This is a genomic window from Streptomyces eurythermus (assembly GCF_014649115.1).
Taxonomy (GTDB): Bacteria; Actinomycetota; Actinomycetes; order Streptomycetales; family Streptomycetaceae; genus Streptomyces; species Streptomyces eurythermus.
Map to the genome: position 1 here is coordinate 335,611 of NZ_BMSK01000010.1, position 11,439 is coordinate 347,049.

General features: G+C 69.7%; 11 protein-coding genes and 1 rRNA gene. All 12 read right to left on the reverse strand.

Annotation, left to right across the window (positions count from 1 at the left end):
• Positions 1-16: 16 nt before the first annotated feature.
• Positions 17-520 carry a hypothetical protein gene (locus tag IE251_RS21365; RefSeq protein ID WP_189754590.1) on the reverse strand — a complete coding sequence of 168 codons (504 nt, stop codon included), beginning with the start codon at positions 518-520 and terminating at the stop codon, positions 17-19.
• A gap of 68 nt (positions 521-588) precedes the next feature.
• Entirely contained in the window at positions 589-2,244 is a 1,656-nt protein-coding gene (locus IE251_RS21370) for a DNA polymerase IV (RefSeq protein ID WP_229896874.1), read from the reverse strand.
• Positions 2,245-2,401: 157 nt separating this feature from the next.
• Positions 2,402-3,085, reverse strand: a complete 684-nt coding sequence (locus IE251_RS21375; RefSeq protein WP_181793755.1) for a MerR family transcriptional regulator — start codon at positions 3,083-3,085, stop codon at positions 2,402-2,404.
• 261 nt (positions 3,086-3,346) lie between these two features.
• Positions 3,347-3,820, reverse strand: a complete 474-nt coding sequence (locus IE251_RS21380; RefSeq protein WP_026253112.1) for a bifunctional nuclease family protein — start codon at positions 3,818-3,820, stop codon at positions 3,347-3,349.
• 85 nt (positions 3,821-3,905) lie between these two features.
• Positions 3,906-4,643, reverse strand: a complete 738-nt coding sequence (ftsR, locus tag IE251_RS21385) for a transcriptional regulator FtsR (RefSeq protein WP_189754591.1) — start codon at positions 4,641-4,643, stop codon at positions 3,906-3,908.
• A 45-nt stretch (positions 4,644-4,688) separates the two neighbouring features.
• Positions 4,689-5,519: a zinc-ribbon and FHA domain-containing protein gene (locus IE251_RS21390; RefSeq protein WP_189754592.1), complete on the reverse strand. Its 831-nt coding sequence runs from the start codon at positions 5,517-5,519 to the stop codon at positions 4,689-4,691.
• Between the two features lie 190 nt (positions 5,520-5,709).
• Positions 5,710-6,591 carry a DUF881 domain-containing protein gene (locus IE251_RS21395; protein WP_189754593.1) on the reverse strand — a complete coding sequence of 294 codons (882 nt, stop codon included), beginning with the start codon at positions 6,589-6,591 and terminating at the stop codon, positions 5,710-5,712.
• A 5-nt stretch (positions 6,592-6,596) separates the two neighbouring features.
• On the reverse strand, positions 6,597-6,929 hold the full coding sequence (locus tag IE251_RS21400) for a small basic family protein (RefSeq protein WP_030808725.1): 333 nt from the start codon (positions 6,927-6,929) through the stop codon (positions 6,597-6,599).
• On the reverse strand, positions 6,926-7,843 hold the full coding sequence (locus IE251_RS21405; protein WP_189754594.1) for a DUF881 domain-containing protein: 918 nt from the start codon (positions 7,841-7,843) through the stop codon (positions 6,926-6,928). The genes IE251_RS21400 and IE251_RS21405 overlap by 4 nt, the downstream gene beginning before the upstream one ends.
• Before the next feature lie 166 nt (positions 7,844-8,009).
• Positions 8,010-10,505 (reverse strand): mannose-1-phosphate guanyltransferase, encoded by a 2,496-nt coding sequence (locus tag IE251_RS21410; RefSeq protein WP_189754595.1) that lies wholly within the window; start codon positions 10,503-10,505, stop codon positions 8,010-8,012.
• Positions 10,506-10,619: 114 nt separating this feature from the next.
• Complete coding sequence (clsA, locus tag IE251_RS21415; RefSeq protein ID WP_189754596.1) at positions 10,620-11,228, reverse strand: cardiolipin synthase ClsA; 609 nt, start codon at positions 11,226-11,228, stop codon at positions 10,620-10,622.
• A gap of 107 nt (positions 11,229-11,335) precedes the next feature.
• A 5S ribosomal RNA gene (gene rrf / locus IE251_RS21420) occupies positions 11,336-11,439 on the reverse strand; the annotation flags it as partial.

Genomic DNA, 11,439 nt, shown 5'->3' on the forward strand with positions numbered 1-11,439 from the left:
GGACACGCGCCCGCCTTCAGAGCCACGCACACCTCATCAGGGCCGCCGACCTCATCAGGGATACGGGCGCCACCCAAGGCGCCGGCCTCATAGAGAACGCTGGCCCATCAAGGACGCCGGCCTCATCGAGCACGCTGGCCTCACGGGGCACGCCGACCTCATCGAGCACGCTGGCCTTACCAGGGGCGCTGGCCTTACCAGGGACGCTGGCCTCAGCGAGGACGCCGGCCTCATCGGGGACGCTGGCGTCACCCAAGACGTGGGCCTCATCCGGGAGACAAGCCTGCTCACGGGCAAGGGCCTCATCCAGGAGAGGAGCCTCTTCTTGGGCACGGGCCTCCTCCAGGACCCTGGCCTGGCACGCCGACCTCATCGAGCACGCTGGTCTCACGGGGCACGCTGGCCTCAGCGAGGACGTCGACCTCATCGGGGACGCTGGCGTCACCCAAGACGTGGGCCTCATCCGGGAGACAAGCCTGCTCACGGGCAAGGGCCTCATCCAGGAGAGGAGCCTTTTCATGGGCACGGGCCTCCTCCAGGACCCTGGCCTCATAGGAAGCGCGGGCCTCGTCCGGAACACCGTCCTCATCAGGGGTGCGACTCACCAGGAATGCCCGCCCCATCCAAAGCCTGTGCCTCATCCGGGGCGCGACCCTCTTCAGGGGCGCGAGCCTCAACGGCGAGGTTGGCCCCCTCAGGAACGCGCGCCTCATCCAGGACGCCGTCTCCACCACGGGCAGGGGACTCCCCCCGGACGCGAGAATCCTCCCGCCCCCGGGATTCCTCCCGCCCGCGCGGCTCCACCCGGACGCGGGGCTCCTCCGGAGTCCGGGGCGGAGCCCCGTGGCGGCCACTGGGCGGAGCCCCCTGGCGGCCACTGTTCGGCTGGCCGGGACGGGTGGGCGGGTGGGAAGGATCCGCGACCAACGGCAACGGCTCCGCAGACGACAGCGCGGGATCATCGACAAAGAACGTCCGTACACGCCCCGGCTCCGACTGAGGCGTCTCGAACCGCACGGTCACCCTCCCCAGCCCGCTCCCCTGCACCCAGCCGGGCCCGTACTCCGCGTGCCGCACATCCTGCCCGGCCCGCCAGTGCCGCTCCGCGGCCTCCGGCTGCTCCGCCTCGGCCTCGACCGCGGCCTCCTCCGGCTCCTCCACCACCCGCACCGGCATGGCCTGCGCGAACAGGTCCTCCTGGGTGTAGTCGGCGAGCCCGGACACCCCGACCCCGAGCAGCCGTACCCCACCGGTGGTGTCCACGGAGTCCAGCAGCCGCGCCGCCGCCTCGCGGATGACGGCCGGATCGTCCGTGGGCCCTCTGAGCGTCTCGGAACGAGTCAGGGTCGAAAAGTCGTACCGCCGTACCTTGAGCACGATGGTCCGCCCGGACAGCCCGGCCCCGCGCAGCCGCCGCACACACCGGTCGGCCAGCCGCTGCACCTCCAGGCCGACCCGCAGCCGGTCGTGGATGTCCACGTCGTAGGTGTCCTCCACCGACACCGACTTGGCCTCCCGCTCGGCCACCACCGGCCGCTCGTCCCGGGCGTGGGCCATCGCGTACAGCGCCTGCCCGTGTGCCTTGCCGAGCAGCCGGACCAGTTCGTCCTCGCCCGCCTCCGCCAGCTCCCGCACCGTGGTGATCCCGGCTCTGCGCAGATGGTCCCCGGTGGCCGGCCCGACCCCCGGGAGCGTACGCACCGGCATGGGCGCCAGCATGTCCCGCTCGGTACCCGGCTCGATCAGCACCAGTCCGTCCGGCTTGGCCTGCTCGGAGGCGATCTTCGCGAGCATCTTGGAGGCGGCGAGCCCCACCGAACCGGTGAGCCCGGTGACCGCGCGGATGTCCGCCCGCAGCTTCTCCCCGGCCCGGCGCGCCGACTCCTCGTCCCAGGCCGTACCCCCGGCCTCCAGGTCCACGAACGCCTCGTCCAAACTCAGCGGCTCCACCAGCGGCGACAGCTCCCGCAGCAGCGCCATCACCTGCTCGCTGATCGCCCGGTACAGGGTGAAGCGCGGCACCAGATACGCGGCGTTGGGTGCCAGCCGGCGCGCCTGCGCCATGGGCATCGCAGAGTGGACCCCGAACACCCGTGCCTCGTAGGACGCGGTGGCCACCACACCGCGCGGTCCGAGCCCGCCCACGACGACCGCCTTCCCGCGCAGGCTCGGCTTGGACGCCTGCTCCACCGCGGCGAAGAAGGCATCCATGTCGAGATGCAGGATCGTGGGCGTGTTTCTCACATCTCCGATGCTGCACCACGGCACTGACAACGCGGTCGCACCGGGGCGCCCCTCGGCGAAACCGGGCGGTCACGACGCCGGACGCCTGAGCGTGGCACGTCACCCACCGGGTCACCCACGGGGACCTACTCGTATCGGACGCCCGGACGCCGGCGCGTCAGACCGCCCGGTTGCGGCGCCGCGCCAGCTCGTCCGCGGGGTTGTGCCCGACCAGGGTCTCACCGGTGTCGATGCGCTCGCCGTGCAGCTGGGAGAGGGCGCTTTCCACGTCCCGCCACACCACGCCGACGGCGATCCCGAAGATGCCCTGACCGCCCTGGAGCAGGGCGTGGACCTCGTCCGGCGAGGAGCACTCGTACACGGTGGCGCCGTCGCTCATCAGGGTCATCCGCTCCAGGTCACGGAAACCGCGTTCCCGCAGGTGCTGCACGGCCGTGCGGATGTTCTGCAGGGACACACCCGTGTCCAGAAAGCGCTTGACGATCTTCAGGACGACGACGTCCCGGAAGCTGTACAGCCGCTGGGTCCCCGACCCGTAGGCGGGCCGCACACTGGGCTCGACCAGACCGGTGCGGGCCCAGTAGTCCAGCTGTCGGTACGTGATGCCGGCGGCAGCGCAGGCCGTGGGCCCGCGGTAGCCGATCTGTTCGGACGTCATGGACGCCACCCCTCCGCCGTTCGGCACCGCCGTCGGCAGCTGCGGAGCGTGCTCCACCGCGCCGCCGGGATGGGCATGTCCCCCGCCTGAGCGCAGCCGCGAACTCGGGGGCGGGTACGGACCGCTCTCCCCGAAACCGCGTCCCGGGGCACCCCCGACCGTACCGTCGCCGCTGGTTCTCACGCCGACCTCCGTCCTTGACCTGCCTTCTCGACGGTAGGCAGTCACCAGGGGTGCGTCAACGATCGCCACACTCGGCACGCCGAGTGATAATCACCCTAGGAGTGGTTTCCCGTGTCCCACCGCGGGGAAAGGCTAGCCGAATGCGCTCGCGGCGGACCGTAGGACGCTCACACTGCCGCGGGCATGTGCCAGGACGCCGGCCGTGCAGAGGCCACCGGCCTCGCCGGGCAGAACCGCTGGTCCGACGGGCCGGCCGGCCGCTCACTGGCTGCTGGTGCCGAAGTCCTCGGGGGAGATCTGGTCCAGGAACTCCCGGAACTTCTCCACCTCGTCCTCCTGCTCGTCGGGAATGGCGATGCCCGCGTCGTCCAGCACCGTGTCACTGCCGTAGATCGGCGTGCCGGTGCGCAGAGCCAGCGCTATGGCATCGGAGGGGCGGGCGCTGACCTCGACCCCACTGGCGAACACCAGCTCCGCGTAGAAGACACCTTCTCGCAGATCGGTGATGCGCACCTCGGTCAGCTCCTGGCCGACGGCCTCCAGCACGTCCTTGAACAGGTCGTGGGTCAGCGGTCGCGCGGGGGCCATGCCCTGCTGGGCGAAGGCGATCGCCGTCGCCTCCCCCGGCCCGATCCAGATGGGGAGATAGCGGTCGCCCCCCACTTCGCGCAGGAGCACGATCGGTTGGTTGGAGGGCATTTCGACCCGGACACCTACGACATCGAGCTCGTTCACACAGCAACCCTAGGCCGTGCCCGGGACGTTTGGGTAGTCGGGCCGGGAACAGGTGCCCGATCCGGCCGCCCGGAGACCCCCCGTTTCACGGGATCCGCACCCCGAGAGCGGTCTTCACCAGGGCCGCGTGCAGCTTCATCGTGAGGTCCGCCAGCTCCTTCGTACGGGCCTCGGCGTGCGCGCGGGTCTGCGGGTTGCGGTGGCGCTTGAGCGGGGCCACGATCTGGTCGACCAGGCCCGCCTCACGGTCCGCGGCGGCCTTCATCACCCTCAGGTGGCGCGGCTCGATCCCGAACCGGCCCAGCTCGGCGACCAGCGCGGCCACCGTGACGGCCTCGGCGTCGTACGCCCCGTCCTCCAGCGGAGCGATGAGCCCGTAGGACTCCCACTCCTTCAGCTCGGCCTCGTCGATGTCCGCCGCGGCCAGCAGCTCGGCCCTGCCCACCCTGGCCACCGTGGGGCCCTCCACGGCCGCGGAGGCGTCCTGCGCGGTGCGCTGGCGGCCGACCAGGGGCAGCGGGACGGCCTCGCCCCGCTCCATGGCGTCCAGGTGCTCCCGGATCACCTTGAGCGGCAGATAGTGGTCCCGCTGCATCCGCAGGATGTGGCCGAGGCGCTCGACGTCCCCGGCGCTGAACTTGCGGTACCCCGAGGGGGTCCGCCGCGGCTCGACGAGCCCCTCCGACTCCAGGAAGCGGATCTTGGAGATGGTGACTTCGGGGAACTCGTCGCGCAGCACGTTCAGCACCGTGCCGATGCTCATCAGCCCACTGTCCCTGGCGGCGGTACCGCTTCCGGCACCGCCGCTCGGTGTTTGAAGCATGGACCTTCCCTCTGGGGTTCCCCCGGACAACCGTCCGGGGGCGGGTCAGTAGCCCTGCCGGCTCGCGTAGAACACCAGCCGGTACTTGCCGATCTGCACCTCGTCACCGTTCGACAGGGCGACCTGATCGATGCGCTCGCGGTTGACGTACGTGCCGTTCAGGCTGCCCACGTCGGCCACCGTGAAGGAGCCGTCCGGGGAGCGCCGGAACTCCACGTGCCGCCGGGAGACCGTCACGTCGTCCAGGAAGATGTCGCTCTGCGGGTGCCGGCCGGCCGTCGTCAGGTCACTGTCCAGCAGGAAGCGGCTGCCCGAGTTCGGCCCGCGGCGCACGACGAGCAGCGCCGAGCCCGGCGGCAGGGCGTCCACCGCGGCCTGTGCCTCCGGGGAGAGCATCGGCAGCGGCGTCTGGCCGGTCGCCTCGGAGTCGTACGCCTCCAGCCCGGAGATCGAGATCGTGGACGTCGTCTCGGAGGCCCGCTCCGGCGTCAGCCCGGGACGCAGCGGCGCCCCGCAGTGGGAACAGAACCGCGCGTTCTCCGGATTGCGGTTACCGCACCTCGTACACACCAGGACCGACATCGACGGATCCTCCTGCCGCGGCTGCCCCGCCGGGGCATTGGACGCGTACGGGCCGGAGGCGAACCCTCCACCCGTACCTGAGGTTGACGGTTGCCCGAAACCTATGCCGCCGGACTGGGCAGGGTCAACTGACGCCGCGCCCTGACCTCCCTGAATGTCACCGCCCGGACCAGCGACCTGGTCCCGGAACAGCGGGCGCTGGCCCTCCGCGTCAGGCTGTGCGCGATGGCGAGCGGTCGCGTTGTCGCTGCCCTCTCGCGCGCTCTTGCCGAACAACTTCGCAAACAACTTCACGGGCGATTCCCCTTGACCGAAACAGACCCGCCCGTGGGGCAGGACGAACCCTGATTGCCTACACCGGCCGAGCCGGACATTCTCACAACGTCCGTATCCACCAGACAGTTTCCACCACGCACCACCCCTTCGGTGCGCCGACCCCCCGCAACCTCATGCCCCTGCCCGACGGACCCCATGCACCGCCGGTTCACTGGGAGGACGACCGAGCGTAGTCAGGCCGCTCCGCCCGCCGCAAGGCGTCCACGACGATCTTGTCCGACCGCTCGACGGTCGCCGTGGCCTGCTCTTTCTCCAGAGTCTGCACCACGCCTCCAGGAATGTTCAGCGCCGGCTCCAGGTCCTGCGGCTTGCCGATGACCTTGAAACGATACGGCGCGTTGATCTTGTTCCCGTCGACGCTCACACTCCTGTCGGAGTCGGCGAAGTAGGTCCCGGCGACCACCCGGACCCCGTTGACCTGGATCGCCTCCGCGCCGGCCGCGCGCAACTCCTGGATCGCGTCGAGCAGCATGTCCGCCTTGACCGTCCCCTTCGTGTCCTCGATCGTCATGGTGATGCCGGGACCCTGTGCCGCCACGGTGCCCGCCAGGATGCCGAGTTGCCTCGCCTTCTCGGCGGTCTGCCGACGTGCCTCCGCGGCCTGGTCGGAGCTGCTCTGCAGTTCCTGACGCTGCTTTTCGAGTCCCTGCTTCTCGTCCTCAAGACGCTGAGTACGCGAATCCAGTTCATCGAGGATGCGTACAAGATCTTCTTGACGTGCGCCGCGCAGCGCGCTGTCGGTGTCGCTGTTCGACGCCACCTGCACGGCCAGGCCGAAGCCGAGGCCGAACAGCAGCACGGCGACGATGAGTTGCGCACGGGTGAAACGCGGCGGCCACAGGCCCTTGACGAGCCGCTGCCGGCCCGTCAGCGGCTGCGGGGGCCGCTCCTCGGCCCGCGGGCCGGTTCCGGGCGCGGGCACCGGCACCTCGGCCGGCAGCTCCCTGCGCAGCCGGTTCTCCGGCCGCTCGTCCGGGTCGCCGTGGGCGTTCTGTCCGTTTCCGGTGTTCCGCTCGTTCTGGTCGCTCATGGAGGTCACGCCCGGAACACGTGCCGTCGGATCGCCGCCGCGTTGGAGAAGATCCGGATGCCCAGGACGACCACCACCCCCGTGGACAGCTGCGCGCCCACGCCCAACTCGTCGCCCAGGAACACGATGAGGGCGGCGACGACCACGTTCGACAGGAACGACACCACGAAGACCTTGTCGTCGAAGATGCCGTCCAGCATGGCCCGCAGACCGCCGAAGACGGCGTCCAGCGCGGCGACGACGGCGATCGGCAGATACGGCTCGACGACCGCCGGAACCTCGGGCCGGACCAACAGGCCGGCCACGACTCCCACGACGAGGCCCAGTACGGCGATCACGATGTGCCCTTCCCGGTCTTCCCGAACTTCGGCTGTGCTGTACGTACGATCACACTGGGGGCGGCGGGCAATCGGACCTCGCCCTCCGTCGAAATGGTGGCGCGGATGCCGTAGTTCTCCTCCAGGGCGTGCAGATACAGCCCGTCGGCGCTGTCCTGGAACCTGGTGCTCAACCTCTGCCCGTCCCCCACCGCCAGCACCGTGTACGGCGGCACCAGCGGCCTGTTGTCGACCAGTATCGCGTCCCCCGCGGCCCTGATCGCGGACAGGGCGGTCAGCCGCTGCCCGTTGATGGAGACCGCCTCGGCCCCGGACGCCCACAGCCCGTTGACCACGCGCTGCATGTCCCGGTCCCGTACCCGGCCGGTGTCGGAGAAGCCCGAGGTGTCCCGGGGGTTGGAGCCGTCCGCGCCGCCGGCGTTCTCCTTGGCGTCGTTCACGACGAGTTTGACGCCGGGCCCGTGTACCGCGGTGGCGCCCGACAGCAGGCCCACCAGGTCCGCCTCGGCGCTGCCTCCGCTCGACTTCAGGGCCGCCCGCCGGCGCGCGTCGACGTCGTCGCGCAGCTTGTCGACGGTGCTCTCCAGCCTGTCCGCGTCCGCGGTCTCGCTGTCGACGCGGTCGATCAGCTCCTGGCGCTCCTTGGCCACCACGGGCGCCGACACGCGCGCCTGGGCCGCCCCCACGGTCACCACCAGTGCCGCGAGGACCAGCCCCGCGGCCAGGACCAGCTTGGCCCGGAGGGTCTTGGGCAGACCGCCCTCGCCCGCGGACTTCCGCCGGGCGGCGGCCTCGGCGTATCCGTCGTCGAGGCTGTGGTCCATGACGTTGGTGATCAACGACATGGAGGCGTCCGGGCGCTGCGGCCGCGAGGGGCTGCTCCGAACGGGGGGTTGCTGCGGCATGCCGCACATCGTCGCATGTCGCGAGCGGTACCTCCGAACGGCCCCACCGGCGTGCCGGACAGGCCCCCTTGGGGGACACTTGTCCGGCACGCGCGCGTGCGGGGGCGCTACGCCGTCCCGAGCCGTTCGGTATCGCCCGGGGACGCCGTACCGACGGCCCCGGGCCTGTGCCCGATCAGCGGCCGGCGCTGTCCACGACCGCCGACCACTCGTCCAGCAGGGCCTGCGCGGAGGCGTCGTCGGGGCCCTCCGCCCACAGGTGGGTGACCGCCTCGGCCGGGTCGGGCAGCACCATCACCCAGCGCCCGTCGGTCTCCACCACGCGCACACCGTCGGTCGTGTCGACAGAGCGGTCCCCGGCGGCCTCGACCACGCGCCGCATCACCAGACCCTTGACGGCCCACGGCGTCGCCAGATCCCGCTTGAGGACGTGTGCCCGCGGGATACGGGCGTCGATCTGGCTCAGCGTGAGCTGGGTGCGCGCCACGAGCCCGATGAGCCGTACGAAGGCCGCCGTGCCGTCGTACACGCCGCTGAACTCGGGGACGATGAACCCGCCCTTGCCGTCGCCGCCGAAGATGGTGCCCTCCTCGCGCCCGACGCGCGTGAGGTCGTCCGGCGACGTGGTGGTCCACTCGACCTGGGTGCCGTGGTAGGCGGCCACCTGCTCGGCGATCCGGGTCGTGGTGACCGGCAGCGCCACCCGTCCGCTGCGCCGCTCGGCGGCCACCAGGTCCAGCATCACCAGCAGCGCGCGGTCGTCCTCGATGATCCGGCCCTTCTCGTCCACGAGCGACAGCCGCTCGCCGACGGGGTCGAACCGCACTCCGAACGCGGCACCCGAGGACGCCACTATCTCCCCGAGCCGCACCAGCCCCTTGCGCCGCATCTCGGCCGTCTCCGTGGGCCGGGACTCGTCCAGACCGGGGTTGATGGTCAGCGAGTCCACTCCCAGCTTGCCGAGCAGGCTGGGCAGCACCAGCCCGGCACTGCCGTTGGAGGCGTCCACGACGACCTTGAGCCCCGACTCGGCTATGCCGGTCGTGTCGACGTTGCGCAGCAGCGACCCGGTGTACGAGTCGAAGACGCTCGCCGGGAAGTACAGGTCGCCGATCTCGCCCGGGAACGCCCGCCGGTACTCCTGGCGCGCGAACACCCGGTCGAGCTTGCGCTGGCCGCCCTGCGAAAGGTCACCGCCCTGGCCGTCGAAGAACATGATGTCCACGGAGTCCGGGACACCGGGCGAGGTCCGGATCATGATGCCGCCGGCGCTGCCCCGCGCGGTCTGCTGCCGGGCGACGGGCAGCGGTACGTTCTCCAGGTCGCGTACGTCGATGGCGCTGGCCTGGAGCGCGGAGATCACCGCGCGCTTGAGCGCCCGGGCACCGCGGGAGTGGTCGCGGGCCGTGGTGACCGTCGAGCCCTTCTTCAGGGTCGTCGCGTAGGCACCGGCGAGCCGTACCGCCAGCTCCGGTGTGATCTCCACATTCAGGATGCCGGAGACACCGCGGGCGCCGAACAGATGCGCCTGACCGCGTGACTCCCAGATCACCGAGGTGTTGACGAAGGCGCCGGCCTCGATGGTCTTGAACGGGTACACGCGGACGTTGCCCTGGACGATCGACTCCTCGCCGATCAGGCACTCGTCGCCGATGACCGCGCCGTCCTCGATTCTGGCGGCCCGCATGATGTCGGTGTTCTTGCCGACGACACAGCCCCGCAGATTGCTGTGCTGCCCCACGTAGACGTTGTCGTGGACGACGGCCTTGTGCAGGAAGGCCCCGCTCTTGACGACGACGTTGGAGCCGACGACGGTGTGCTCGCGGATCTCCGCGCCGGCCTCGACCTTCGCGTAGTCGCCGATGTACAGCGGTCCGCGCAGTACGGCGTCGGGGTGCACTTCGGCGCCCTCGGCCACCCACACGCCGGGCGAGATCTCGAAGCCGTCGATGTCGACGTCGACCTTGCCCTCGAGGACGTCGGCCTGGGCCTTCACATAGCTCTCGTGCGTGCCGACGTCCTCCCAGTAGCCCTCGGCGACATAGCCGTAGATCGGCTTGCCTTCCTTCATGAGCTGCGGGAAGACGTCGCCGGACCAGTCGACGGGTACGTCCGGCTCGACGTAGTTGAAGACTTCGGGCTCCATGACGTAGATGCCCGTGTTGACGGTGTCGGAGAAGACCTGTCCCCAGGTCGGCTTCTCCAGGAAGCGCTCGACCTTGCCTTCCTCGTCGACGATGGTGATGCCGAACTCCAGCGGATTGGGCACTCGGGTCAGACAGACCGTGACCAGTGCGCCCTTCTCCTTGTGGAAGTTGATCAGCTCGGTGAGGTCGAAGTCGGTCAGGGCATCGCCGGAGATGACGAGGAAGGCATCGTCTTTCAACGCCTCCTCGGCGTTCTTGACGCTTCCGGCGGTACCGAGTGGCTTCTCCTCATTGGCATAGGTGAGCTCCATCCCGAGCTCTTCGCCGTCACCGAAGTAGTTCTTCACGAGCGATGCCAGGAACTGCACGGTGACGACGGTCTCGTTGAGCCCGTGCCTTTTGAGCAGCCGTAGCACATGCTCCATGATCGGGCGATTCGCCACGGGCAGGAGCGGCTTGGGCATGCTAGAGGTCATGGGGCGCAGGCGTGTGCCTTCGCCCCCGGCCATCACGACGGCCTTCATGTCGGAAGCGTCCTCCTCCAAGAGACGACGGTCTAGCCGACTTCACCCGTCCAGATTGTCCCGCACTTTTACACCGCGGGCCATCGAGGCGTTATGTCTGGACAATCGCCGAGCTCAATCGGCCATGGTGTCCGCTCGAACCAATCGGCGGACCTGAACCACGTAGAGCACTCCTGCCCACCAATACAGGGTTGTACCCCATCCGGCGAACGCCCATCCGAAAATAGCGGCGAGTGACGAGATCCAACCACTTCCGTCACTGAGGAGCAGGAGCGGGAAGGCGTACATCAGGTTGAACGTGGCGGCCTTCCCGAGGAAGTTCACCTGGGGCGGCGGATACCCGTGCCGGCGAAGGATGGCCACCATGACCAGCAGAACCAGTTCCCGCGCGAGCAAGAGCGCCGTCAGCCAGATCGGCAGGATCTCCCGCCAGGTGAGCCCCAGGAGCGTGGAAAGCACGTAGAGGCGGTCGGCGGCGGGGTCGAGGAGCCGGCCGAGGCTGCTGATCTGATTCCAGCGCCGGGCGAGCTTGCCGTCGAGATAGTCGCTGACCCCGCTGAACGCCAGCACGAGGAGGGCCCAGCCATCACTCTTCGGGCCGCCGAACTCCGGCCTGAGGATCAACCACAGGAACAGGGGTACGCCGACGAGCCGTGCCATGCTGAGGATGTTGGGGATGGTGAGGACCCGGTCCGTTTGGACACGGGTCTCCTGGACCTCCACCCGGGGGCCTCCTGTGCGAAACGAGCCAATGATGCTCACTGACTTTACCTCAACGCAAAAAAGCTCCGGCTCCTGGGCAGTGCCCAAGAGCCGGAGCTTCAAAAGGAGTTCGGCGGCGTCCTACTCTCCCACAGGGTCCCCCCTGCAGTACCATCGGCGCTGTGAGGCTTAGCTTCCGGGTTCGGAATGTAACCGGGCGTTTCCCTCACGC

What these genes read in the sequence shown, in the direction of transcription:
- IE251_RS21365 (WP_189754590.1), bottom strand. Translation starts at nt 520, where the DNA reads ATGAAAAGGCTCCTCTCCTGGATGAGGCCCTTGCCCGTGAGCAGGCTT.
- ftsR (WP_189754591.1), bottom strand. Translation starts at nt 4,643, where the DNA reads ATGCTTCAAACACCGAGCGGCGGTGCCGGAAGCGGTACCGCCGCCAGG.
- IE251_RS21395 (WP_189754593.1), bottom strand. Translation starts at nt 6,591, where the DNA reads ATGAGCGACCAGAACGAGCGGAACACCGGAAACGGACAGAACGCCCAC.
- IE251_RS21405 (WP_189754594.1), bottom strand. Translation starts at nt 7,843, where the DNA reads ATGTGCGGCATGCCGCAGCAACCCCCCGTTCGGAGCAGCCCCTCGCGG.
- IE251_RS21410 (WP_189754595.1), bottom strand. Translation starts at nt 10,505, where the DNA reads ATGAAGGCCGTCGTGATGGCCGGGGGCGAAGGCACACGCCTGCGCCCC.